At 66.9% G+C, this 24,967-nt stretch carries 24 protein-coding genes and 1 pseudogene; 11 read left to right on the top strand and 14 right to left on the bottom strand.

Annotation, left to right across the window (positions count from 1 at the left end):
- Nucleotides 1-55: 55 nt before the first annotated feature.
- From sugE to BAC01S_RS15010, 11 genes are all read right to left on the bottom strand, one after another.
- A complete protein-coding gene (sugE, locus tag BAC01S_RS14960; protein ID WP_027795499.1) occupies nt 56-376 on the bottom strand; it encodes a quaternary ammonium compound efflux SMR transporter SugE in 321 nt (106 codons plus the stop codon).
- 104 nt (nt 377-480) lie between these two features.
- A complete protein-coding gene (gene kdpE, locus BAC01S_RS14965; RefSeq protein WP_027795500.1) occupies nt 481-1,179 on the bottom strand; it encodes a two-component system response regulator KdpE in 699 nt (232 codons plus the stop codon).
- Nucleotides 1,172-4,030 carry a DUF4118 domain-containing protein gene (locus BAC01S_RS14970; RefSeq protein WP_027795501.1) on the bottom strand — a complete coding sequence of 953 codons (2,859 nt, stop codon included), beginning with the start codon at nt 4,028-4,030 and terminating at the stop codon, nt 1,172-1,174. The genes kdpE and BAC01S_RS14970 overlap by 8 nt, the downstream gene beginning before the upstream one ends.
- 156 nt (nt 4,031-4,186) lie before the next feature.
- Nucleotides 4,187-4,777, bottom strand: a complete 591-nt coding sequence (gene kdpC / locus BAC01S_RS14975) for a potassium-transporting ATPase subunit KdpC (RefSeq protein WP_027795502.1) — start codon at nt 4,775-4,777, stop codon at nt 4,187-4,189.
- Nucleotides 4,778-4,806: 29 nt separating this feature from the next.
- Complete coding sequence (kdpB, locus tag BAC01S_RS14980; protein ID WP_027795503.1) at nt 4,807-6,894, bottom strand: potassium-transporting ATPase subunit KdpB; 2,088 nt, start codon at nt 6,892-6,894, stop codon at nt 4,807-4,809.
- A gap of 16 nt (nt 6,895-6,910) precedes the next feature.
- Entirely contained in the window at nt 6,911-8,716 is a 1,806-nt protein-coding gene (gene kdpA, locus BAC01S_RS14985) for a potassium-transporting ATPase subunit KdpA (protein WP_027795504.1), read from the bottom strand.
- The gene (gene kdpF / locus BAC01S_RS14990) at nt 8,713-8,805 is read right to left on the bottom strand and encodes a K(+)-transporting ATPase subunit F (protein ID WP_027795505.1); all 93 of its coding nucleotides are present in this window, start codon (nt 8,803-8,805) and stop codon (nt 8,713-8,715) included. The genes kdpA and kdpF overlap by 4 nt, the downstream gene beginning before the upstream one ends.
- Nucleotides 8,802-8,927 (bottom strand): hypothetical protein, encoded by a 126-nt coding sequence (locus tag BAC01S_RS35580; protein WP_027795506.1) that lies wholly within the window; start codon nt 8,925-8,927, stop codon nt 8,802-8,804. Before BAC01S_RS35580 ends, kdpF begins: the two co-directional genes overlap by 4 nt.
- A 188-nt stretch (nt 8,928-9,115) precedes the next feature.
- Nucleotides 9,116-10,090: a quinone oxidoreductase family protein gene (locus BAC01S_RS15000; protein WP_027795507.1), complete on the bottom strand. Its 975-nt coding sequence runs from the start codon at nt 10,088-10,090 to the stop codon at nt 9,116-9,118.
- Between the two features lie 49 nt (nt 10,091-10,139).
- Nucleotides 10,140-10,529 (bottom strand): methylglyoxal synthase, encoded by a 390-nt coding sequence (locus BAC01S_RS15005; protein WP_027795508.1) that lies wholly within the window; start codon nt 10,527-10,529, stop codon nt 10,140-10,142.
- 82 nt (nt 10,530-10,611) lie between these two features.
- Entirely contained in the window at nt 10,612-11,391 is a 780-nt protein-coding gene (locus tag BAC01S_RS15010; RefSeq protein ID WP_027795509.1) for an SDR family oxidoreductase, read from the bottom strand.
- 250 nt (nt 11,392-11,641) lie between these two features.
- On the opposite strand from BAC01S_RS15010, the gene upp reads away from it, so the two are divergent.
- The 10 genes from upp to mnmH all read left to right on the top strand — a co-directional run bounded on the left by upp (nt 11,642) and on the right by mnmH (nt 21,320).
- Entirely contained in the window at nt 11,642-12,292 is a 651-nt protein-coding gene (upp, locus tag BAC01S_RS15015) for a uracil phosphoribosyltransferase (protein WP_027795510.1), read from the top strand.
- 450 nt (nt 12,293-12,742) lie between these two features.
- Nucleotides 12,743-13,471 carry a YebC/PmpR family DNA-binding transcriptional regulator gene (locus BAC01S_RS15020; RefSeq protein WP_027795511.1) on the top strand — a complete coding sequence of 243 codons (729 nt, stop codon included), beginning with the start codon at nt 12,743-12,745 and terminating at the stop codon, nt 13,469-13,471.
- Between the two features lie 106 nt (nt 13,472-13,577).
- Nucleotides 13,578-14,852 carry a phosphoribosylamine--glycine ligase gene (purD, locus tag BAC01S_RS15025; protein WP_027795512.1) on the top strand — a complete coding sequence of 425 codons (1,275 nt, stop codon included), beginning with the start codon at nt 13,578-13,580 and terminating at the stop codon, nt 14,850-14,852.
- A 295-nt stretch (nt 14,853-15,147) separates the two neighbouring features.
- Nucleotides 15,148-16,119 (top strand): oxygen-dependent coproporphyrinogen oxidase, encoded by a 972-nt coding sequence (gene hemF / locus BAC01S_RS31365; protein WP_043202341.1) that lies wholly within the window; start codon nt 15,148-15,150, stop codon nt 16,117-16,119.
- Between the two features lie 18 nt (nt 16,120-16,137).
- On the top strand, nt 16,138-16,860 hold the full coding sequence (locus BAC01S_RS15035; protein WP_027795513.1) for a nicotinate-nucleotide adenylyltransferase: 723 nt from the start codon (nt 16,138-16,140) through the stop codon (nt 16,858-16,860).
- A 2-nt stretch (nt 16,861-16,862) separates the two neighbouring features.
- Nucleotides 16,863-17,444 (top strand): ribosome silencing factor, encoded by a 582-nt coding sequence (gene rsfS, locus BAC01S_RS31370; RefSeq protein WP_043202342.1) that lies wholly within the window; start codon nt 16,863-16,865, stop codon nt 17,442-17,444.
- Nucleotides 17,445-17,463: 19 nt separating this feature from the next.
- Nucleotides 17,464-17,934, top strand: a complete 471-nt coding sequence (rlmH, locus tag BAC01S_RS15045) for a 23S rRNA (pseudouridine(1915)-N(3))-methyltransferase RlmH (RefSeq protein WP_027795514.1) — start codon at nt 17,464-17,466, stop codon at nt 17,932-17,934.
- Between the two features lie 147 nt (nt 17,935-18,081).
- On the top strand, nt 18,082-18,705 hold the full coding sequence (locus BAC01S_RS15050; protein ID WP_027795515.1) for a Maf family protein: 624 nt from the start codon (nt 18,082-18,084) through the stop codon (nt 18,703-18,705).
- A 9-nt stretch (nt 18,706-18,714) separates the two neighbouring features.
- A complete protein-coding gene (rng, locus tag BAC01S_RS15055) occupies nt 18,715-20,184 on the top strand; it encodes a ribonuclease G (RefSeq protein ID WP_027795516.1) in 1,470 nt (489 codons plus the stop codon).
- 86 nt (nt 20,185-20,270) lie between these two features.
- Nucleotides 20,271-21,320 (top strand): tRNA 2-selenouridine(34) synthase MnmH, encoded by a 1,050-nt coding sequence (gene mnmH, locus BAC01S_RS15060; protein ID WP_027795517.1) that lies wholly within the window; start codon nt 20,271-20,273, stop codon nt 21,318-21,320.
- Nucleotides 21,321-21,386: 66 nt separating this feature from the next.
- Here the strand turns inward: mnmH and BAC01S_RS15065 are convergent, their stop codons facing one another.
- The 3 genes from BAC01S_RS15065 to BAC01S_RS31375 form a co-directional block, all read right to left on the bottom strand.
- On the bottom strand, nt 21,387-21,698 hold the full coding sequence (locus BAC01S_RS15065) for a DUF4148 domain-containing protein (protein WP_027795518.1): 312 nt from the start codon (nt 21,696-21,698) through the stop codon (nt 21,387-21,389).
- Between the two features lie 225 nt (nt 21,699-21,923).
- On the bottom strand, nt 21,924-22,850 hold the full coding sequence (locus tag BAC01S_RS15070) for a glycosyltransferase family 2 protein (RefSeq protein WP_027795519.1): 927 nt from the start codon (nt 22,848-22,850) through the stop codon (nt 21,924-21,926).
- Between the two features lie 11 nt (nt 22,851-22,861).
- Nucleotides 22,862-24,142 carry an O-antigen ligase family protein gene (locus BAC01S_RS31375; protein ID WP_084168590.1) on the bottom strand — a complete coding sequence of 427 codons (1,281 nt, stop codon included), beginning with the start codon at nt 24,140-24,142 and terminating at the stop codon, nt 22,862-22,864.
- Between the two features lie 288 nt (nt 24,143-24,430).
- On the opposite strand from BAC01S_RS31375, the pseudogene BAC01S_RS15080 reads away from it, so the two are divergent.
- A pseudogene (locus BAC01S_RS15080) lies at nt 24,431-24,967 on the top strand (glycosyltransferase family 9 protein); the annotation flags it as partial.

Raw genomic sequence — 24,967 nt, forward strand, 5'->3', positions numbered from 1 at the left:
GTTTGCCGCAGAAGCAACAGGCGCGGCGCCGCATACCTCGCCAGTCGCCCCGCTTTCAGGCCGACGACGACAGCTTGAGTCCCACGAGCCCGAGCACGATGAGCGCGGCGCTCGCGATACGCGCGACGGAAACCGTCTCGCCCATGGCGACAATGCCGAATAGGAAGGCGCCCACCGCGCCAATGCCGGTCCACACGGCGTAGGCCGTGCCGAGCGGCAATTGCCGCATGGCCATGGCCAGCAGCCCGAAGCTGCCGAGCGCGGTGACGATGGTGAATACGGACGGCCACAGCCGCGTGAAGCCGTCGGACGACTTGAGACCCGCGGCCCATGCCACTTCGAGCAGGCCGGCAATGAGGAGAAGGAACCAGGACATACGGGACGCTCCCTGTTGAAAATGGGGTCGTCCCCGAACGGAATAAAAAACTGCAAGGTCGTCCTTACAGAATTGTAATTATAACGCCGGTCGTCCTTCCCTGCTCATTGCACGCCCACCAGCCGATAACCCACGCCCGTTTCGGTGACGATATGTTCAGGCTGCGCCGGGTCGCGCTCGAGCTTCTGGCGCAGATGCGCCATATAGATGCGCAGATAGTGGCTGCTCTCCACGTGCGACGGCCCCCACACCTCGCGCAGCAGTTGCCGGTGCGTGAGAACGCGGCCCGCGTCGCGCACGAGCGTAGCGAGCAGGCGGTACTCGATGGGGGTCAGATGAACCGGCGCGCCCGCTCGCGTCACCTGGCGCAGGCCCAGGTCGACGGTCACCTCGCCGAAGCTCACCTGCGGCGCCTCGTTCGCGCCGCCGCGGTTGCGCCGGCGCAGATGCGCACGGATCCGCGCGAGCAGTTCCGAGACGCCGAACGGCTTGGTCAGATAGTCGTCGGCGCCGGCGTCGAGCGCCGCCACCTTCTCGCTTTCCTGGGTGCGCGCCGAAAGCACGATCACGGGCAGATCGCTCCAGCCGCGCAGCTCGCGGATCACGTCGAGGCCGTCGGTATCGGGCAGGCCGAGATCGACGATCACGAGGTCGGGCTTGCGCGTGGCGGCCTCGACGAGGCCCTGCTTGCCCGTCTCGGCATCGTGGACGACGATCCCCTCGCCTTCCAGCGACGCGCGCACGAAACGTCGGATCTGCTTCTCGTCCTCGATCAGGACGACGGCAATGTTCGGATCACTCATGGGAGGGCTTCGAATCGGCTACGGGTTTGAGTTCGGCAGGAGCGGGGGACGCGGCGGCCGGCTCGCCCTCTTCCGTGTCCGCGGGCAGCGGCGGCGGCGACTCGACGGGCAGCGCGAACCAGAACGAGGCGCCGAGCACGCGTCCGTCGTCGTCGACCCGGTTGCCCGCGCCGATTGTACCGCCGTGCGCCTCGACGATCGCGCGGCAGATCGCGAGCCCGAGCCCGATGCCGGGCTTGGCGGATTCCTTCTCGCCGCGCGTGAATTTTTCGAAGATGCGCTCGCCCATGCCGGCCGGCAGGCCCGGCCCGCTGTCGTCGATCGTCACGCGCACGAACGGCGCGCCGCCGATGTCGACGCGCCGCGCGCCGATGGCGAGCGGCGTGTCGGGCGGCGTGTACTTCGCCGCATTCTCCAGCAGGTTCGAGAAGAGCCGCTCCATCAGCACGGCGTCGAGCTGCAGGAGCGGCAGACCTTCCTCCAGCCTGACCTGGAGAGGATGGCGCGCGAGCACGCGCCGGCACGCAGCGAGCGCCGCGCCCACGGTCTCTTCGAGCAGCGTCCATTGGCGGTTCAGCTTCAGGCTGCCGGCCTGCAGGCGCGCCATGTCGAGCAGGTTCGTGACGATGCCGGTCATGCGCAGCGCCTCGTCGTGAATCGCTTCGATCAGTTCTCCCGAACGGGGATCCTCGGGCGCGCCGGTCGCCTCCCAGGTCTGCGCGAGCATCGACGAGAAGCCCACGATCGTCGTGAGCGGCGTGCGCAGGTCGTGCGAGATGGCCGAGAGCAGCGAGTTGCGCAGCCGCTCCGACTCCATGTTCACGAGCGCGTCGCGCGCGATGTCGACGTAGTGCACGCGTTCGAGCGCGAGCGCGATCTGGGCGGCGAACGCGTCGAACATGCGCTGCTGCTCGGGCACCTGCAATTCGTGCGGATCGCGCGTGACGACCGCGAGCACGCCGCGCGTGCGCATGGGCGCCTTGAGCGGCTGGTAGCGCGCCAACGCGGCCGGCAGCGTGTCGGTGCCGCGGCCGGCGGGCTTCTGCTGGTCGTACACCCACTGCCCTACGTCGGTATCGAGGCTCGCGGCGTCGAGCATGATCTGCGGATCGGGCTCCTCGATCTTCTGCTGGACCTTGTCGGCGCTGTCGGGCAGCAGGAGCGCCACGCGCGCGCCGAACACCTCGCTCACATGACGGCTGCCGATGCCGACGATCTGCTCGGTGGTCAGCGCCGCCGCCAGCTCGCGCGCCATCGCGTACATCGCCCCCGTGCGCTGCTCGCGGCGCTGGGCGATGCTCGCCTCGCGGCGCAGGCTCGACGTGAGGTGGCTGATGACGAGCGAGGTCAGCAGCATACCCATGAAGGTCAGCAGATATTGCGTGTCGCTCACCGAAAACGACATGCGCGGCGGCACGAAGAAGAAGTCGAACGCCGCCACGCTCGCGAAGGAAAGCAGCACGCCGGGCCCGCGCCCGAGCCGCGTCGCCGTGAAGATCACGCCGAGCAGGTAGAGCATCACAAGGTTCGCGAGGTCGATGCGGTCGATCAGCTGGCTCGATACCAGCGTGATGCAGGCACAGATCACGAGCGCAGCCGCATACGCGCGCGGCGGCGAGCGATGGCCGCCGCCCGGCGCGAAGGCGTCGCGCCACGCATTCGCCGCGCGCGTCGCCGCGCCGGCGCCGGAGGGCTCGCGCGCGAGCGTGGTGTCGCCCGCCGCCGCACGCACGAGCGTGAGATCGACGTCGCCGGCTTTTTCCGCGAGACGCTCGCCAAACGGCCGGCGCAGCCAGCGCGAGACACCGGTGCGCAGCGAAGCGCCCGCCACCAGCTTCGAGACGTTGCGCAGCCGCGCATAGCCCGCGAGTGTCGTGGCCGCGTCCTCGCCCGCGAGCGTGGCCGTTTCCGCGCCCATCTCCGAGGCGAGCTTCAGCGCGCCGAGCGTGCGTTCGCGCGTGGCGTCGGGCAAGCGCTGGAGCTTCGGCGTTTCGACATAGACGGCGATCCAGTCGGCCTTCAGGCTCGCCGCGAGGCGCGCCGCCGCGCGCACGAGCGCGTTGGCTTCGGCGCCGGGGCCGACACAGACGAGCAGCCGCTCGCGCGCCTGCCAGACGTGCTGGATCGAGCGGTCGGCGCGGTACTCGCGCATCTGCGCGTCGACGCGATCGGCCGTGCGGCGCAGCGCGAGTTCGCGCAGCGCGATGAGGTTGCCCTTGCGGAAGAAGTTGCGCACCGCGCGCTCGGCCTGCGCGGGCATATAGACCTTGCCGTCGCGCATGCGGTCGAGCAGTTCCTCGGCCGGCAGGTCGACGAGCGTCACTTCGTCGGCATGGTCGAACACGCGGTCGGGCACGGTTTCCCAGACGCGGATGCCGGTGATCTGCCCGACCACGTCGTTCAAACTTTCGAGGTGCTGAACATTGACCGTCGTATAAACGTCGATGCCCGCATCGAGCAATTCGTAGACGTCCTGCCAGCGCTTCATGTGGCGCGCGCCGGGCACGTTCGAATGCGCGAGTTCGTCGACAAGCACGAGCTGCGGCTTCCTCGCGAGCGCGGCATCGAGATCGAACTCTTCGAGCGTGCGGCCGCGATAGACGATCTGCGAACGCGGCAGCACGTCGAGCCCGCTCGTAAGCGCGGCGGTCTCGCTGCGCCCATGCGTCTCGACGATGCCCACGACGACATCGACACCCTCTTCCGCGCGCCGGCGCGCGGCCTGCAGCATCGCGTAGGTCTTGCCCACGCCCGCCGACGCGCCGAAGAAGATCTTCAGCTTGCCGCGGCGCGCTTTTTCCTCGTCGCGCTGGAGTCGGTCGAGCAGTTCGTCGGGATCGGGACGGTTCATGCGGATCGGAGTTCGGGTTGTGCGCTTCTGACCACGCGAGTCGCGTGTGCCATGATGAGTCATGCTGATCGTCTCACCGCGGCGCCTGAATGGCAAACAAAACGGCAAACCGCACGCCGCGCTTGCCGCGGCGTGCGGTTGGGGCGACCGCGACGCTCAGCCGACCTGCTTGCCGTCGAGCGCGAGGTTCAATTCGAGCACGTTCACGCGCGGCTCGCCGAGAATGCCGAACTGGCGGCCCTTCGTGTAGTGATCCACGAGCGCCTGCACATCCGACGGATTCAGGTGACGCGCCTTCGCTACGCGCTCGATCTGATACGCCGCCGCGGCAGGCGAAATCTCAGGATCGAGGCCGCTGCCCGACGAGGTCACGAGGTCCGCCGGGATCGGCTGCGAAACATCGGTGCCCGCCGCCTTGAGCGCGGCGATGCGGCCTTTGATTTCGTCGGCTAGCGCCGGGTTGGTCGGGCCGAGGTTCGAGCCGCCCGAGCTCGTCGCGTTGTACGGATTCGGCGAGGTGGCCGAGAGGCGGCCCCAGAAGTACTGCGGCGCGTCGAACTGCTGACCGATCAGCTCGGAGCCCACGACCTTGCCGTCGGATTCGACGAGGCTGCCGTTGGCCTGGCGGTGGAACACCGCCTGGCCGAACGCGGTCATCACGGCCGGATAGGCGAGACCCGTGAGTGCCGTGAGCACGGCGAAGATCACGATGAGAGGGCGTATTAGTGGAAACTGCAACGATTTCATGTTCTTTCCCGAATGTGCATGTGTGCCGGTCAGACCCAGCCGAACGCGGCCAGAACCATGTCGATCAGCTTGATGCACGGAAACGGCAGGAGAATGCCGCCGAGGCCGTACACCAGCAGGTTGCGGCGCAACAGCGACGCCGCGCCGAGCGGCCGATACTTCACGCCCTTGAGCGCCAGCGGAATCAGCATCACGATGATGAGCGCATTGAAGATCACCGCCGAAAGGATCGCCGACGCCGGCGAAGTCAGATGCATGACGTCGAGCACGCGCAGTTGCGGATACGTGGTCGCGAACGCTGCCGGGATGATCGCGAAGTACTTCGCGACGTCGTTGGCAATCGAAAACGTCGTCAGCGAACCGCGCGTCATGAGCATCTGCTTGCCGATCTCGACGATCTCGATGAGCTTGGTCGGGTTCGAGTCGAGGTCGACCATGTTGCCCGCTTCCTTCGCGGCCTGCGTGCCGGTGTTCATCGCCACCGCGACGTCGGCCTGCGCGAGCGCCGGAGCGTCGTTGGTGCCGTCGCCGGTCATCGCCACGAGCTTGCCCTGCGCCTGGTGTTCGCGAATGGTCGCGAGCTTCGTTTCCGGCGTCGCTTGCGCGAGGAAGTCGTCCACACCGGCTTCGGCGGCGATCGCGGCGGCGGTCAGGCGGTTGTCGCCCGTCACCATCACGGTCTTGATGCCCATCTTGCGCAGTTCGGCGAAGCGTTCCTTGATGCCGCCCTTCACCACGTCCTTCAGCTCGATCACGCCGAGCACCTGGGCGCTCGCGCCTTCCGCGCGCTGCGCCACGACGAGCGGCGTGCTGCCGCGGCGCGCGACGTCGTCCACCGCCGTCTCGACTTCGGCCGGGAAACGGCCGCCGTTCGCTTCGACGTAGTTCTTGATCGCGTCGGCCGCGCCCTTGCGGATCTCGCGGCCCTGGAGGTCCACGCCGCTCATGCGCGTCTGCGCGCTGAACGCGAGGAACACCGGATGCAGCGTCGCCATGTCGCGCTGGCGAATGTTGAAGCGCTGCTTCGCGAGCACGACGATGCTGCGGCCTTCCGGCGTTTCGTCGGACAACGAAGCGAGTTGCGCGGCGTCCGCGAGCGCTTCTTCCTGGACACCCGGCGCGGCAACGAACGCCGACGCCTGGCGGTTGCCGAGCGTGATCGTGCCGGTCTTGTCGAGCAGCAGCACGTCCACGTCGCCGGCGGCTTCCACGGCGCGGCCCGAAGTGGCGATCACGTTGGCCTGCATCATGCGGCTCATGCCCGCCACGCCGATCGCCGAAAGCAGACCGCCGATCGTCGTCGGAATCAGGCACACGAGCAGCGCGACGAGCGCGGTGATCGTCACGACGTGCCCCATCTTCGCGGCTTCGACCGAGAAGATCGAGAACGGCAGCAGCGTCGCGGTAGCGAGCAGCAGCACGATGGTCAGCGCGACGAGCAGGATCGTGAGGGCAATCTCGTTCGGCGTCTTCTGACGCTTCGCGCCTTCCACCATCGCGATCATGCGGTCGAGGAACGCCTCGCCCGGGTTCGCCGTGACGCGCACGACGATCCAGTCGGAGAGCACGCGCGTACCGCCCGTCACCGAAGAAAAGTCGCCGCCCGACTCGCGGATCACCGGCGCGGATTCGCCCGTGATCGCCGACTCATCGACCGAGGCCACGCCTTCGATCACTTCGCCGTCGGCCGGGATCGTGTCGCCGGTTTCGACGAGCACCACGTCGCCGCGGCGCAGGTCCGAAGCGGTCATGATGCGGATGGGCGCCTTCGGATGCGGCTCGTTGAGCTTCTTCGCCATCACGTCGCGCTTGGCCTGGCGCAGCGATGCGGCCTGCGCCTTCGAACGGCCTTCGGCGAGCGCTTCGGCGAAGTTCGCGAAGAGCACCGTGAACCACAGCCACAGCGCGACGGCGAGAATGAAGCCCGCGGGCGCTTCGGCCTGCCCCATGAGCGCCGCGACCCAGAGGATCGTCGTGAGGATGCTGCCCACGTACACGCAGAACATCACGGGGTTGCGCAACTGGGTGCGCGGTTTTAGCTTGCGGAACGAGTCCACGATGGCCGGACGCACGAGCGCCGGATCGAACATGGACCGTGTTGCACTATGCTGATTCATTTTGAAGTAGTCCTGTTCAGTGCACGCCCATCATGATCAGATGCTCGACGCCGGGGCCGAGGGCGAGCGCGGGCACGTAGGTCAGCGCGCCGACGAGCAGCACGGTGCCGAGCAGCAGCACGACGAAGAGCGGGCCATGCGTGGGCAGCGTGCCGCCGGTAACGGCTATGCGCTTCTTGCCGGCGAGCGAGCCGGCGATGGCGAGCACCGGAACGATGGTGCCGAAGCGACCGAACCACATGGCGATGGCGAGCAGCCAGTTATAGAACGGCGTGTTCACCGAAAGCCCTGCGAAGGCGCTGCCGTTGTTGTTCGCGGCCGAGCTGAACGCATACAGGATTTCCGAGAAGCCGTGCGCGCCGGGGTTGGCGATGCCCGCCTTGCCCGCGTCGGTCAGCACGGCGATCGAGGTGCCCACGAGCACGAGCATCGGCGTGAGCAGCACGACGATCGCCACCATCTTCATCTCGAAGGACTCGATCTTCTTGCCCACATACTCAGGAGTACGTCCGATCATGAGACCCGCCACGAACACCGCGAGCAGCGCGAATACGAGCATGCCGTAGAGCCCCGAGCCAACGCCGCCGAAGATCACTTCGCCGAGCTGGATGAGCAGCATCGGAACCAGGCCGCCGAGCGGCGTGAGCGAGTCGTGCGCCGCGTTCACCGCGCCGCACGAGGCCGCTGTCGTCGCCACGACGAAGATGCCGGTCTGCGCGATGCCGAAGCGCGTTTCCTTGCCTTCCATGTTGCCGCCGGCCTGCAGCGCGCTCGCGTGCTGATCGACGTTCAGCGAGGTCAGCATGGGGTTGCCGGCCTGCTCGGCGTTCAGCTCGAAGCCCACCGCCACCGCGAACGCAATCGTCATGACCGCGAGCACGGCAATCCCCTGGCGCCGGTCGGCGATCACATTGCCGAACACGAGACAGAGCGCGGCCGGAATGATCAGGATGGCGATCATTTCCACGAAGTTCGAGAACGGCGTGGGGTTCTCGTACGGATGCGCCGAGTTCGCATTGAAGAAGCCGCCGCCGTTGGTGCCGAGCATCTTGATGGCGACCTGCGAAGCCACCGGGCCCATGGCGAGCGTTTGCGTCGTGACCTTCGTGTCGACCGTCACGGCGTTGCCTTGCGCGTCCTTCACCGGGTTGCCCTGGGCGTCAAGCCTGGGCGCGGCGTAGGTCGTGGTCTGCAGTGTCGGCACGTCCTGATACGACTTGAAGTTCTGGATCATGCCCTGGCTCATCAGGAGCGCAGCGATGATCGCCGCCATCGGCACGAGAACGTAGAGCGTCGTGCGCGTGAGGTCGACCCAGAAGTTGCCGATCGTCTTCATGGAGTGGCGCGCGAAACCACGGATCAGTGCGATCACGACCACGATGCCCGTCGCCGCCGAAAGGAAGTTCTGCACGGTGAGGCCGAGCATCTGCGTGAGATAGCTCACGGTCTGCTCGGGCGTGTAGTCCTGCCAGTTCGTGTTGGTGACGAACGAGACTGCCGTATTGAACGCACCGTCCACCGTCATCGGACCGAACTGTTGCGGATTGCCCGGCAGCCAGCCCTGGACGCGCAGCAATACGTAGAGGAACAGCGCACCGAGCGCGTTGAACGAGACGGTGGCGAGCGCATAACGCTTCCAGTCCATCTCGGACTCGCGATCGACACCGGCCAGGCGGTAGAGGAGATTCTCGACGGGTGCGAAGAGCCGCACGACACGCGAGCGTCCGTCGAGCACGCGCGTGATATAGCCCGCGACCGGCACGGCAAGCGCGAGCAGAACGACGATGAAAATCCCGGCTTGCAGCAGATTGTTGCCGTTCATTCGATATCCTCCGCGCGCAGCAGCGCATGGACCAGATAGACGAACAGCAAGAGCGTTGCTGCCCCCGACAACCACAGAATCCAGGTCATGAACGAGCTCCCGTAGCGCCTTGATCGGCGCGCCGGTACTGCATGAGCTTCTCGCAGCCGGCGATCAACGCATATGTGAGCCCCGCGAATACCGCTAGCCCCCCGATGTACAGCACATCCATTGTCGTGTTCTCCATTGACGGATGCCCGGAACAGTAAGGGTTTACACGTCAAGAACGGATTAAAGGTGGAGGGGGTGGTATAAAAATCTCGTAAACATGCGGAAATGGCGCCATAACGAAAAGGCGCGCTGGCCAGGCCAGCGCGCCTCGAGTCGGCGAATCGCTTAACGGTGGTTGCTCAGGAAAACTCAGGGAATCAGGATCGTCGAGCCGGTCGTGCGGCGCGCTTCGAGATCGGCGTGCGCCTGGCCCACATCCTTGAGCGCGTAGCGCTGATTGATCGACGTTTTCACCTTGCCCGAGCTCACGACCTCGAACAGTTCGGCGGCCATCGACTCGTAGTCGCTGCGTTTGGCGATATAGCTAAAGAGCGTGGGACGCGTGAAGAAAAGCGACCCGCGTCCGGCGAACTCCGACGAATCGATCGGCGGCAGCGGCCCCGACGCGTTGCCGAAGCTCACGAACAACCCCAGCGGCGCGAGGCAGTCGAGCGACTTCGTGAAGGTGTCCTTGCCAATCGAGTCGTACACCACCGGCACGCCCGCGCCATTCGTGATCTCGCGCACGCGCGCCGTGAAGTCCTCGCGCGTATAGACGATGGGATAGTCGCAACCATGCGCTTTCGCGATCTGCGCTTTCTCGTCGGAGCCTACGGTGCCGATCACCGTCGCGCCGAGCGCCTTCGCCCACTGGCACACGAGGAGGCCCACACCGCCCGCCGCGGCCTGAATGAGGATCGTGTCGCCGGCCTTCACGCGATACGTGCGGCGCAGCAGATATTGCGCGGTCAGGCCCTGCAGCATGATCGAAGCGGCGGCCTCGTCGCTGATCGCGTCGGGCAGACGAATCACCTGGTCGGCGCGCAACACGCGCTCCTGCGCATAGGCGCCCGGCGGCCGCGCGACGTAAGCCACGCGGTCGCCCACCTTGAGGTCGCTCACGCCCGGCCCCACCGCGCTCACCTCGCCCGCCGCCTCCATGCCGAGCCCCGCGGGCAGCGGCTGCGGATAGAGGCCGGTGCGAAAGTACACGTCGATGTAGTTCAGGCCGCAGGCTGTCTGCTTCAGGCGAATCTGGCCCTCGCCCGGCTCGCCCGCTTCGACGTCCACCCACTGCATGACCTCGGGGCCGCCGGTCTTCTCGATACGGATCGCTTTGCTCATTGTGTCTTCTCCACTGTGGAGTGTTGAGGCGGTGGCGGGCTGACGGCGCTCAAACCGCGCCGGCGAGACGCAGCCGCAGCACCTCGAGCACCATGCGCGCCGTCGAGATATTGGTGGCGCACGGTACGTTGTGCACGTCGCATGCGCGCACGAGCGCGTTGATGTCGGGCTCGTGCGGCTGCGGCGTCATGGGGTCGCGCAGGAAGATCACCATGTCCACGCGGCCCTCGGCCAGCTGCGCGCCGATCTGCAGGTCGCCGCCGTGCGGGCCGGAGAGCATGCGCTCGACCTTCAGGCCATGCGCCGCCTCGATGCGCGAGCCGGTCGTCCCCGTCGCAATGATGTCGCATTGGCGCAGGGCATCGGCGTATTCGCCCGCCAGTTTGACGATGTCGTCCTTCTTGTGGTCGTGCGCGATGAGCGCGACGCGGGTTGGCATGGCTTCGATGCTCCTTCGTTTCAGGTGGTGTGGCGTTGAAGTCGGGTTGGGAGGGTTGGGGGGCGCCCGGAAACTTGCCGGCTCAGAATGTTCCCGGATAAGCGCCGCCGTCGATCAGCCAGTTCTGTCCGGTAATGTAGCCCGCGTGCACGCTGCACAGGAACGCGCAGGCGCGCCCGAACTCGTCGGGCGTGCCGAAGCGGCGCGCGGGAATCGTCGCGATGCGGCGCTCGCGCACTTCCTCCACCGGGCGGTTGCTGGCCTTCGCCTGGGCGACGATCGTTGCCTGGATGCGGTCGGTGTCGAAGGCGCCCGGCAGCAGATTGTTGATCGTCACGCCGGTGGCCGCCACCTGGCGCGCGATGCCCGCGACAAAACCGGTCAGGCCCGAGCGCGCGCCGTTGGAGAGACCGAGCACGTCGATCGGCGCCTTCACGGAAGAGCTGGTGATGTTGACGATGCGCCCGAAACCGCGCGCGATCATGCCGTCGATGGTCGTCTGGATCAGCGCGATCGGCGTAAGCATGTTGGCTTCGAGCGCGGCCGTCCAGGCCTCGTGCGTGAAGCTGCGAAAGTCGCCCGGCGGCGGACCGCCCGCGTTGTTGACGAGGATGTCCGGCTCGCCGCACGCCGCAAGCGCGGCGGCACGGCCTTCGGCCGTCGTGATGTCGCACGCCACGGCGTTCACGCGGACGCCCGTGCTGGCGCGAATCTGCGCGGCGGTTTCCTCCAGCGTCTCCCGCGTGCGCGCGACGATCGTGACGTTGACGCCCTCGGCCGCCAGCGCCTCGGCGCAGCCGCGGCCGAGGCCCTTGCTCGCCGCGCATACCAGCGCGCTGCGTCCTGCGATGCCCATGTCCATAGGATTCGGTCCTGATCCGGAAAACGTGACAATTGCGAATTGCGTAAAAACGCGTAAGCGGCCACCGCAAGCGGCCGCCCCGCCTTTTCGGGATTCTAGAAGAATCGCGGCCCGCGCGCCTGTCCCGTCCGCGCATGCCGGGCATGCGAGAGCAAGGCCCGGCGGACGTCCCGCGCGTGTCCGAAAGAAGGCAGTTCCCGTATACTTGCGGCTGTTCCCCCGATTCCTCTTGCAGCCTCGCGCGCCCGCCATGAAACAGGACAGCCGCTTCCCCAATCTCTTCATCCTCGACCACCCGCTGATCCAGCACAAGCTGACCCATATGCGCGACAAGGACACGTCCACACGGACGTTCCGTGAGCTGCTGCGCGAAATCACGCTCCTGATGGGCTACGAGATCACGCGCGAGCTGCCCATGACGACGCGCCGCGTGCAGACGCCGCTCGTGGAGGTGGACGCCCCCGTGATCGCGGGCAAGAAGCTCGCCATCGTGCCCGTGCTGCGCGCGGGCGTGGGCATGTCCGACGGGCTGCTGGAGCTGATTCCGTCGGCGCGTGTCGGGCACATCGGCGTGTACCGCGCGGACGACCACCGCCCCGTGGAATACCTCGTGCGCCTGCCGGACCTCGAAGACCGCAACTTCATCCTGTGCGACCCGATGGTCGCGACCGGCTATTCGGCGGCGCACGCCATCGACGTGCTCAAGCGCCGCGGCGTGACGGGCGAGCGCATCTCGTTCCTCGCGCTCGTGGCGGCGCCCGAAGGCGTCGAGGTGTTCCAGAAGGCCCACCCGGACGTGAAGCTCTACGTGGCGTCGCTCGACTCGCACCTCAACGAACACGCCTACATCGTGCCCGGCCTGGGCGACGCCGGCGACCGCCTGTTCGGCACGAAGAACTAGGAACGGCGCGGCACCGCCACCAGCGCCCCCACTCACGCACCCGCACGCAGCCCCGCAATCCGGCTTTTCCCGCATCCGGGGGCAAGGCCGGACGGTCGCGGCGTGATAAAATTCAGATCCACCTGAACGGGCATCCGGGGCGTTCGCCGCGCTTTCGCGAGCCAATCGGCCCTGGCGCTACGGAACAGGACAAAGCGGACAAAGCAGGACAAAGCCGAACGAGGCGAGACGAAGCCGGCCGGGACGCGCCGCCGGCGGGGTTTCGCGCGGGGCCGCGCCGCGCACGGGTGGGCTAACCGGCGGACAAGACACTCCTGGGCACCCCGGCCGCGCGCCGCGCAACCGTATTGCGCGGGCGTTGCGCGCGAGGGCCGCGCCCGCGAACACGCATCGACAACTGCATATTGCACACTGCACGCGCCCGCGCCGGCGCATGCGACGGAGAAAGGTATGGCGGGTCATTCGAAATGGGCCAACATCAAGCACAAGAAAGCCGCTGCTGACGCCAAGCGCGGCAAGGTCTGGACGCGGCTCATCAAGGAAATCCAGGTGGCGGCGCGCATGGGCGGCGGCGATGCCGATACGAACCCGCGCCTGCGGCTGGCCGTCGACAAGGCCTACGACGCCAACATGCCCAAGGACAACATCAACCGCGCGATCCAGCGCGGTGTGGGCGGCGTGGACGGCGCGAACTACGAGGAAATCCGCTACGAGGGCTACGGCATCGGCGGCGCGGCCATCATCGTCGACACGATGACCGACAACCGCACCCGCACCGTCGCCGAAGTGCGCCATGCCTTCTCGAAGTTCGGCGGCAACATGGGCACGGACGGCTCGGTGGCGTTCATGTTCGATCACGTCGGCCAGTTCGTGTTCGCGCCCGGCACGGCCGAGGACAAGCTGATGGACGCCGCGCTCGAAGCCGGCGCCGACGACGTCGTGACCAACGACGACGGCAGCATCGAGGTGGTGTGCCCGCCGTTCGAATTCCCGAAGGTGAAGGCCGCGCTCGAAGCCGCGGGCTTCAAGGCGGAAATGGCCGAAGTGACCATGAAGCCGCAGACGGAAGTCGAATTCACGGGCGACGACGCCGTGAAAATGCAGAAGCTCCTCGACGCGCTCGAGAACCTGGACGACGTCCAGGAGGTGTACACCAACGCGTCGATCGCCGAGGAGTAATCAGCGCGCCGACGCGCAAGGGCATGCGCCCCGCCCGCGTTTTCCACGGCCGGCACGCCAAGCGCCGGCCGCAACTGTTTCTGGTTCTGGTCTTTCGGGGATACACATGAAGTTACTCGTCGTCGGTTCTGGCGGCCGCGAACATGCGCTGGCGTGGAAACTCGCCCAGGCGCCGCGCGTGCAGCTCGTCTACGTCGCACCGGGCAACGGCGGCACCGCGCAGGACGAGCGGCTCGCCAACGTCGACATCACGGACATCCACGCGCTCGCCGACTTCGCCGAGCGCGAGCAGGTCGCGTTCACCGTGGTCGGGCCGGAAGCGCCGCTCGCGGCCGGCATCGTCAATGTGTTCCGCGCGCGCGGCCTGAAGGTGTTCGGCCCGACGAAGGAAGCCGCGCAGCTCGAAAGCTCGAAGGACTTCGCCAAGGCGTTCATGAAGCGCCACCACATTCCCACCGCCGCCTACGAGACCTTCTCGGACGCGACGGCCGCGCACGCCTATGTCGACAAAAACGGGGCGCCGATCGTGATCAAGGCCGACGGCCTCGCCGCGGGCAAGGGCGTGGTCGTGGCGATGACGCTGGAAGAGGCGCACCAGGCCATCGACTCGATGCTCGCCGACAACAAGCTCGGCGACGCCGGCGCGCGCGTCGTGATCGAGGAATTCCTCGCGGGCGAGGAAGCGAGCTTCATCGTCATGGTGGACGGCAAGCACGTGCTGGCGCTCGCTTCGAGCCAGGACCACAAGCGCCTGCAGGACGGCGACCAGGGCCCGAACACGGGCGGCATGGGCGCCTACTCGCCCGCGCCCATCGTCACGCCGCAGCTGCACGCGCGCGTGATGCGCGAAATCATCCTGCCGACCGTGGCCGGCATGGAGAAGGAAGGCAACCGTTTCACGGGCTTCCTCTACGCCGGCCTCATGATCGACGCGCAGGGCAACCCGAAGACGCTCGAATTCAACTGCCGCATGGGCGACCCGGAAACGCAGCCGATCATGGCGCGCCTGAAGGGCGACTTCCCGAAGGTCTTCGAACACGCCATTGCCGGCACGCTCGACCAGGTCGAGCTGGAATGGGACCGGCGCACAGCGCTCGGCGTCGTGCTGGCCGCGCACAATTACCCGGATACGCCGCGCAAGGGCGACCGCATCAGCGACATCCCGGCCGAAACCGCCGACTCGGTGACTTTCCACGCGGGCACGCAGCTCACGGACGGCAAGCTCGTCACCTCGGGCGGCCGCGTGCTGTGCGTCGTGGGCCTCGCGGATTCGGTGCGCAGCGCCCAGTCGGTGGCCTACGAGACCGTCAACCGGATCTCCTTCGACGGCATGCAGTATCGCCACGACATCGGCTACCGCGCGGTGGGCCGCAAGCAGTAAGCGCAACCGGCCGGGATCGTGCCGCGCGGGAGAGCGCCGGCACGAGCGCCGCCGCTTTCCCGCCGTCGCTTTAGCACGCAGTTCCCGGGGTACGCTGGCCGCACCCGGCCCCGTCGTATCGCGGGCACCACGGAGACCGCCGTGCCGCGATCCGGCACCGGCCCGATCGGCGCTACACTGCCGCTGTCGGCCCCGCCAGGCTCGCAGGAACGCGCGATGCCGGCCCCGGAAGCAACCCGCGACCAACCCGCGACGCCGCCCGTACGATCAGGGCACGCCGCCCGCCTTTTCACCGATGACCGATTCGACCCGCCCCGGCGCACAAGATGAGCGCGCCACTCCCGATAGCGCCGGCCGCGCCGACAGCGCGGCTGTTCGCGCGTGGCTCTCGGGCCTGCAGACGCAGATCGCCGACGCGCTCGGCGCCTTCGACGGTACGCCGTTCGCCACCGACCGCTGGCAGCGCGCGCCGGGCGAAAAGCTGCGCGGCGGCGGCTGCACGCGCATCCTCGAAGGCGGCCGGTTCTTCGAGCGCGCCGGCATCGGCTTCTCCGACGTCGCGGGCGACGCCCTGCCGCCCTCGGCCACGGCGGCACGCCCCGAACTCAACGGACGCGGCTTCGAGGCGATGGGCGTCTCGCTCGTGCTGCACCCGCGCAATCCGTACTGCCCGACCGTGCACATGAACGTGCGCATGCTGCTCGCCACGAAGGCCGGCGAGGCCCCGGTATTCTGGTTCGGCGGCGGCATGGACCTCACGCCGTACTACGGCTTCGAGGAGGACGCGCAGCACTTCCACCGCGTCTGCCGCGACGCGGTCGCCCCGTGGGGCGGGGATCTGTACCCGCGCTTCAAGCGCTGGTGCGACGACTACTTCTTCCTGAAGCACCGCAACGAAGCGCGCGGCGTGGGCGGCATCTTCTTCGACGACTACGCCGAGGACGGCTTCGAGCCAGCGTTCGCGCTCACGAGGAGCGTCGGCGAAGCCTTCCTCGCGGCCTACCTGCCGATCATCGAAAAGCGCCGCACCCTGCCATACGGGGAAGCCGAGCGCGATTTCCAGGCGTACCGGCGCGGCCGCTACGTCGAATTCAATCTGGTCTGGGACCGCGGCACGCATTTCGGTCTGCAAAGCGGCGGACGCACCGAATCGATCCTGATGTCGATGCCGCCCACGGCGAACTGGCGCTACGACTGGCAGCCGCAGCCGGGCACGCCCGAGGCGCGGCTCTACGCCGACTTCCTGCCGGCGCGCGACTGGATCTGACACCGTGATGCCTGCACTGTGAAGCCAGCCTCCCCGCCCCGCCCGCTCGCGCGCCGCGTGGGTCTCTTCGGCGGCACCTTCGACCCGATCCACGAGGGCCATCTCGCGCTCGCGCGGCGCTTTGCCGAACTGCTCGACCTCACGGAGCTGGTTCTGCTGCCGGCCGGCCAGCCGTGGCAGAAACCGGAGGTGAGCGCAGCCGTCCACCGGCTCGCGATGACGCGCGCCGCCGCCGGCTCGCTCGTGCTGCCGGGCGTCACGGTCACGGTCGACACCGACGAGATCGAGCACGACGGCCCCACCTACACGGTCGAGACGCTGCGGCGCTTTCGCGCGCGCGAAGGCAACGCGGACTGCTCGCTCACGCTGCTGATGGGCGCCGATCAATTGCTGCATCTCGACTCCTGGCAGGCGTGGCGCGAGCTCTTCGAGCTTGCTCACCTGGGCGTGGCGAGCCGCCCCGGCTTCGATTTCGCGACGCTGCCGCGCGAAGTGGCCGCAGAAGTCGCAGCGCGCCGTGCAGCGCCCGCCGCGCTCGCGGCCACGCCGCACGGCCACGTCGTGATCGACGAACAGCTCGCCTACGACGTTTCGGCCACCGAAATCCGCCAGCGCATCCGCGCATGCCGCGAGGCACGCCAGGATGGCGCCCGCGAAGGCGCCAGCGGCACGCACACGGCCGCGCCCGTTCCCGCGGCCGTGTGGGACTATATTCTTCAACATCATCTGTACCACGGGTAAACATGGACATCCGCAAACTGCAACGCGTCATCATTGACGGCCTCGAAGACGTCAAGGCACAGGACATCAAGGTGTTCAACACCAGCCATCTGACCGAGCTGTTCGACCGCGTGATCGTCGCGAGCGGCACCTCGAACCGCCAGACCAAGGCGCTCGCCAACAGCGTGCGCGAGAAGGTCAAGGAAGCCGGCGGCGATATCGTCAGCACGGAAGGCGAGGACACTGGCGAATGGGTGCTCGTCGATTGCGGCGACGCCATCGTCCACATCCTGCAGCCCGCACTGCGCCAGTACTACAACCTCGAAGAAATCTGGGGCGACAAGCCGGTGCGCATCAAGCTCTCGAACAACACCGGATTCTCGGGCGCGCGCCCGAGCGAGCCGATGGACGAAGACGAAGAGGACATCGAGGACGAAGCGCCGGTCGCCGCCAAGAAAAAGGCGCCCGCGAAGAAAGCCGCCGCAAAGTCCGCAGCCCGGCCTGCGGCAAAGAAGAGCGCCGCGAAGCCGGCGGCAAAATCGGCCGCAACGCCCGCCCGCGCCCCCGCGCGCAAGACGGCCGCGCGCCGCAGCGCCGGCAAGTGAACCCCGCCGCGTCTGCCCGATGAAACTGCATATCGTCGCCGTCGGCCACAAGATGCCGGACTGGATCGCCGAGGGCTTCGAGGAATACACGAAGCGCATGCCGCCCGAGCTGCGCATCGAGTTGCGCGAAGTGAAGCCCGAGCAGCGTTCGTCGGGCCGCTCCGCCGAAAGCGTGATGGCCGCGGAGCGCACGCGGATCGAAGCGGCGCTGCCGAAGAGCGCGCGCATTGTCGCGCTCGACGAACGCGGGCGCGACTGGACCACGATGCAGCTCGCAGAAGCATTGCCCGGGTGGCAGCAGGACGGGCGCGACGTGGCGTTCCTGATCGGCGGCGCGGACGGGCTCGACCCGCAACTGAAGGCGCGCGCCGACCTGCTGCTGCGCCTCTCGAGCCTCACGCTGCCCCACGCGATGGTGCGGGTGCTGCTGGCCGAGCAGCTTTACCGCGCCTGGACCATTACGCAGAATCACCCCTATCATCGCGTGTAATTGCGGCGGCGGTATATTGCACTGCGACATGACACGCCGTTGCCGTCCGCCGCACGCCGTCTTGACGCAGCCCGCCGTTGCGCGGCATCCGCCGCGCGACGCCGGTGCCCGACCCATCCGGTTTTCGCCACCGCCAGAGACGCTCCGATGTCCTCTACCGCGACTTATCCGTACGTCTATCTCGCCTCGCAAAGCCCACGCCGCCAGGAGCTGCTCGCGCAGCTCGGCGTGCGTTTCGAGCTTCTCCTGCCGCGCCCCGACGAGGACGCCGAAGCGCTAGAAGCCGTGCTGCCCGGCGAAGCGGCAACCGACTACGTGACGCGCGTGTGCGCGGCGAAGGCCGACGCAGCCCGCGCCCGCCTCGTGGCCGGCGCGCATGCGCACGCGCCCATCCTCACCGCCGACACCACGGTCACGATCGACGGACACATCCTCGGCAAACCTCACGACGCCGCCGAAGCGTTCGCGATGCTCGAACGGCTTGCCGGCCGCGAGCATGAAGTGCTCACGGCGGTGGCCGTCGTCAATGCCGAAGGCACCTGTCTGCCCGTCGCGCTCTCGCGCTCGCACGTGCGCTTCGCCCCCGCCGAAGCGGCCGCGATCGCCCGCTATGTCGCGAGCGGCGAACCGTTCGGCAAGGCCGGCGCCTATGGCATCCAGGGGCGCGCGGCCGAGTTCGTCGAGCGAATCGACGGGTCCTATTCGGGTATCATGGGTTTGCCATTATTCGAAACAGCCGCGCTGCTGCGCGCGGCGCGCATCGACTTCTAGAACAACATCATGAACGAAGAAATCCTGATCAACGTCACTCCCCAGGAGACGCGCGTCGCGCTGGTCCAGCAAGGCGCAGTACAGGAGCTTCATGTCGAGCGCACGCTCTCGCGCGGGCGCGTCGGCAACGTCTATCTCGGCAAGGTCGTGCGCGTGCTGCCGGGCATGCAGTCGGCCTTCATCGACATCGGCCTCGAGCGCGCCGCCTTCCTTCACGTCGCCGATATCTGGCATCCGCGCATTGCCGGCGAAGCGCACCAGGCCGTTCATCATCAGCCGATCGAAAAGACCGTCTTCGAAGGACAGACGCTCATGGTGCAGGTCGTGAAGGACCCGATCGGCACGAAGGGCGCGCGCCTCTCGACACAGGTGAGCATTGCCGGGCGCACGCTCGTGTATCTGCCGCAGGAGCCGCACATCGGCATTTCGCAGAAGATCGAGAGCGAGGCCGAGCGCGAAGCCGTGCGCGCGCGCCTGACCGCCGTGCTGCCCGCCGACGAGAAAGGCGGCTACATCGTCCGCACCATCGCCGAAGATGCCACGAGCGAAGAGCTCGCCGCCGACGTCGCCTACCTGCGCAAGACCTGGGCGACCATCGTCGCGCAGGCGCAGCGCCTGCCCGCAACGAGCCTGCTCTATCAGGACCTGAGCCTCGCGCAGCGCGTGCTGCGCGACTTCGTGAACGAAGAGACGACGCGCGTGCAGGTGGATTCGCGCGAGACCTTCCAGAAGCTCACGGAATTCGCGCGGGAATTCACGCCGGCCGTTTCGCCGAAGCTGCACCACTACACCGGCGAGCGGCCGCTCTTCGACCTCTACAACATCGAAGCCGAGATCCAGCGTGCGTTGTCGAGGCGCGTGGACCTGAAGTCGGGCGGCTACCTCGTGATCGACCAGACCGAGGCGATGACGACGATCGACGTGAACACGGGCGGCTACGTCGGCGCACGCAACTTCGACGACACGATCTTCAAGACCAACCTCGAAGCGGCGCACACGATCGCCCGGCAGCTGCGGCTGCGCAACCTGGGCGGCGTGATCATCATCGACTTCATCGACATGGAGAACCTCGAGCACCGCGAGCAGGTGCTGGGCGAGCTGAAGAAGGCACTGGCGCGCGACCGCACGCGCGTGACGGTGAACGGCTTCTCGCAGTTGGGGCTCGTCGAGATGACGCGCAAGCGCACGCGCGAATCGCTGGCACACGTGCTGTGCGAGCCGTGCCCCACCTGCCTCGGCAAAGGCCAGGTGAAAACCTCGCGCACGGTCTGCTACGACGTGCTGCGCGAGATCCTGCGCGAGTCGCGCCAGTTCAATCCGCGCGAGTTCCGCGTGGTCGCTTCGCAGCAGGTGATCGACCTGTTTCTCGAAGAGGAGTCGCAACATTTGGCCATGCTGATCGATTTCATCGGCAAGCCGGTGTCGCTGCAGGTGGAGTCGAATTTGAGTCAGGAACAGTACGACATCGTGCTGATGTAGAACTCATGTCACCGGCCGTTTAGACCTGCGCTCGTCGCGCGTACGCCCCCACCGCGCTGCCCCAACGTCCCACGGAGTCCCGCAGTTTGAATCACCAGCGCGTCACCATCGAGCAAATCGGCGAGTTCGACGAAATCATCGACGTGAGAACGCCGCTCGAATACGCCGAAGATCACGTCCCCGGCGCCGTCAACGCGCCTGTGATGAGCAACGAGGAGCGCGTGATCGTCGGCACGCTCTACAAGGCGTCGCCGTTCGACGCTACGCGCGTGGGTGCGGCCATCGCCGCGCGCAACATCGCGCACCATCTCGACACGATCTTCGCCGACCGGCCGCGCAACTGGCGGCCGCTCATCTACTGCTGGCGCGGCGGCAAGCGGTCGGGCTCGATGACGGCGATGTTCAACATGATCGGCTGGCGCGCCCGCCAGCTCGAAGGCGGCTACAAGGCCTACCGCCATACCGTCATCGAGGCGCTCGGCACGCTGCCCGACCGGTTCCGCTACATCGTGCTCGCAGGGCCCACCGGCAGCGGCAAGACGCGCCTGCTGCAGGCGCTCGGCGCGGCCGGCGCGCAAACGCTCGATCTGGAAGGGCTCGCGGCACATCGCGGCTCGCTGCTCGGCGCATTGCCCGAACGGGCGCAGCCCTCGCAAAAGGCGTTCGATACGGTGCTCGTGCAAACGCTGCGCACGTTCGATTCCGCGCAGCCCGTGTTCGTGGAAGCGGAAAGCCGGCGCATCGGCACGATCACGCTGCCGGAAGCGTTCATCGCGGGCATCCATGCGGCCCCCTGCGTCGTGGTGGAAGTGACGCGCGAGGAACGTTGCGCACTCCTTCTGAACGAGTACGGCCATCTGCTGGACGAACCCGGCTACTTCCGCGAGCAGTTGCTCAAGCTCGTGCCGCTCCACGGGCGCGACAGGATCGAGTCATGGTGCGGCTTGCTCGAAGCAGGACAGCGCGAGACGCTCACCGAAACGCTCGTCGTCGAGCACTACGACCCCGCCTATACGCGCAGCAGCCGGCGTAACTTCGAGAAGCTGGAGAAGGCGCCGCGCTTTTCATTCCACCCGATGCAGGCCAACCTCGTCACGCAGGCGAAAGCGCTGCTCGAAGAACTGGGCAAGGCGTAATCACCTGGAGCCGGCGCGAAGCGCATAGCGAGAGGCCACCGATGCGCCCGGTGGCTCGATAGTGCGTTACCGGCTAACGGCTCCGGCTGCACAGCCGCCGGCCTGAGAGGTGCCGCTGGCCACGCCGCCGTAGCCGCCGCTGCCGTTCAGCGACGCCACGCGCGCTTCGGCTGCCTGAATGTTCTCGGGATAGTGGACGTTGTCGTCGTGGCCAACACGGTAACCCACCTGGGCGAGCTGCACGATTTCGGCACGAACCTGCTCGCGCGTAACGGACGAACCAGCGGACGAACCAGCGGACGAATTCGACTGCGCGAACGAAGCGGCGGGAACCACGAGGGCGGCGGCAACAGCAACGGCTTGAATCAGGGACTTCACGGTACGACCTCCATTTGACTGATCCGGCCGCGATGCGACGGGTATGTGCATGCGACCGATGTATGCAGTCTAGGAGGATCGAATTCGAGGGTTAACCCCTATCCATCTAAAATACCGTTCCAGTTCGCCGAAGAATCGACACAATCGGCACGCCGCACGGGAGACACACTGCCGCTGCCGCCAGCCCGCCAGCCGACTTGCCGCTCGTCGTTGCCGGCGCAACCGTCAGCGGCGAGGCTCGCCGCGCTCCGTCAACGAGGCGGTATGCTGCAACTGCGCCGGCAGGTTCGGCTCCCAGGCTTCGAGGTCCTCGGTGGGATAAAGGCCGAACGCATAGAGCACCCGCTTGAGGCGGCTGACGAAACCGGGGCGCGGCACGTTCGGGAGCGCGGCCGCGGCGGAACTCGCCGTGCGGCTCAGGTAGTTGCGCTTGAAATCGCGCTGCGTGACGCCCCACTTCATCAGGAATTCGCGCCCGCCGCGATTGCGGCGAATGCGCCCGGTCGTACGGGTTCCGAAATGGTAGACGCGGCTCGCGCCAACCGAGCGAAACACCCGGCAGCCGACCAGCCAGAGCTTCATCAGGAAGTCGTCGTCGCTGCTCATGCCGGGTCCGAACTCGATGCTGTAGCCGCCCACGCGCAGCCAGAGTTCGCGGCTCACCAAGGTCGGCTGCAGTGCGATGCCGTCCCGGTCGGCCGTGTTCATCTTCGCCGCGAAATCCAGCAGTCCCGCTTCGTTGAAATCGTCCGGACCAGCGCCGAAGTTGGCGACGGTCACGAGGGCGTTACCGGTATCGGTGGGCTCGATGATCTGCGACGCCAGATAAGCCGGCACCTGGCCGAGCCCGCGCAATGTTTCGACGAAGGCCGTGTCCCAGCCCGGCGTGCAGAACATGTCGTCGTTCATGAACAGGATCCACTCGGTCGTGGCAAGACGCGCAACGTCGTTGACCGCGAGGCACACGCCGACGTTGCCGAGGCTCCAGGTATGGCGAATCCCCTGCTCGCGAACCCAATCGAGCGTGCCGTCGCTGCCGTCGTTGACGTGCACCAGAATTTCGTGCTCGAAGGCGGAATGGCGCCGGATGCTGTCCACGCACAGCTTCAGGTACGGCAGGTTGTTCCAGGTCGGAATCAGGATGCTGAACATGGCATTTCGAATTATGTAGGGTCCGACAGGATATCCATGCGATCGACTATCGCCGCCAGAACGGCCAGCATGCCCGCATAGAAGGACACCGTGCTTTTCAGGTCGAAAGTCTCCACCGTCAAGCCGAAAACAAAGAACATGACGACGAACGCAAGCCCCATCAGCGCCGTGCGGCGCGCCGTAGCCGACGCCGATTTGAGCCGGCTCGCGAAAAAGGCCGCGGGCACGATGTAGATGGCGAGCAGCGCGATCCCCCCCACCACGCCGTAATTGACGAGATAGGCCAGCAACTGATTGTGCGTTTCGCCCTCGCCGAACTGGGCCGCGAGCGGCGTCAGCGCACCTTGCCGGGCAAGCGAGTTCATGGCGTCGCGAAAGCCGTCGCCGCCGAGGCCCAGCACCGGATGCTGGCGAATCAGCTCGCACGCCGCGTCATACAGCTGAAGGCGCACGCCGACCGAGGTGTCCCGGTTGCCGTGCGTGTACTGCGTCAGGTCGGACGATATCATGTCGATGCGGTCGCGCACCGTGCCCGAGCTGCCGTAGACGAGCGCGAGCAGCGCGGCAATGGCAACCGGCATTAGCACTTTCCAGTGGACGGACTTGCCGCGGCCGCGCTCCCACAGGATCAGCACGGCCACGATGGGAATCGCGAGCCAGCCGCCGCGCGCCCCCGAAACCAGCGAGGCCGCAAGGCCCGCAAAAATCCCGGCGATCTTGAGCACGCGCACGAACGCTTTGTCCTTGCGCCACCAGTTCAGCGCAACCGTCGACAGCACGCCGAGCGCAAGCGAGAGATCCCCGAAATGAATCGGATTCAGGAAAGCGCTGCCAACCCGGCCGTCACCCCAGTCGCGCGGCATCACGAGCGCAATCGCCAGCGCCGCCAGGGCGCCGAGCGTGAAAGATAGATCCGCCCACGAGAGAACCTGCTGCGGCGCGCGGCGCAGCACAAGGAAAACCGGAACGGCCAGCAAAAACCGCGATGGCGAATCCCAGGTACGGAGCAGCGGATGCCCATGCGACAGCGTGCTAAGCGCCACGGCTGCAACCGGCGCGATCAGCGCGATGCAGACGGACAGCCCGAGTCCTTCGGGACGCGCATAACCGTAAGGCGTGCCGGCGGGCCGCAAAAGCAGCGTCGCAATCGAAAGCACCGCCACGCCGATCGTCATGGCGCTCGCACCGCCATGCACCAGCATGGCAAAAGCCGGATAAGTCAGCAGCAGGAACGCAGTCAGCCAGTCGCCGGGCACCGTGCGTCGGGAGTCATTCGTAACAGGTGTCGGCATTGCGCACTGCGATTATCAATAATAGTGGTACCTCACGCCGCAAACTGTATGCGTGGGAAGCCGGATGAGAAACCCGTTATTGTACCCATAGTGCACTCGCGCCTTCATCTTCACCCAGTTCGCAGCGCCGGCCGCCGCGCGCCGAAAGCTCCCCGCGGCGGCACCCGTGCCGCGGCCAGCACCATGTTAAACTTCGCAGCTTCCCGTGGATAACGTCAAGGCCCCGTGTTGCAGCCGTCCCGTCCGAACACTTCATGGTTTTCGCCGGCCCGCTGGCTGGACGACGTCGTGGCCCGTTCCACCGTCATTCCGTATGCGGGCGTGCCGCACGAACCGGACGTGTTTCTCAGCCGCAACAGCCGGTTCAAGATCGCGAAGAAGTACCTGCACAAGCAACTGCTGCTGAAAACGCATCGGCAACTGCGGCTCGAACGGCCGCATCTCGACCGCTCGCAGCGCGTGCTATGGATCTACGCCAAACGCAACTTCGGCGACGCAACCATGGACCTGGCCGGCCGTGCACTGCTCAAGGACAGCGGTATTCGTCTGGATCTTCTCGCGCTGCCGCCGCACGTGCCGCTCTTCAGGGAAGACGACATATTCGGCCACGTCTACGGCGACCCGCTCGAAGTCGATGCGAGCCGCTACGACGCCGTCCTGCTATCCGAGTACAACCTGCCGTCGATCCGCCTGAAGACGCAGTACTTCGGCAAGCTGCCTTACGCGTGCCTGTACCAGCACTTCAACGGCCCCGATCGCAATCAGATCCGCTTCAGCTACGCGAGCGTCAACGACGTATTTTCGCTCGGCCACAGCGCGGACACG

Origin of the sequence: Paraburkholderia acidipaludis NBRC 101816, assembly GCF_000684975.1 — a bacterium.
GTDB classification, from domain to species: domain Bacteria; phylum Pseudomonadota; class Gammaproteobacteria; order Burkholderiales; family Burkholderiaceae; genus Paraburkholderia; species Paraburkholderia acidipaludis.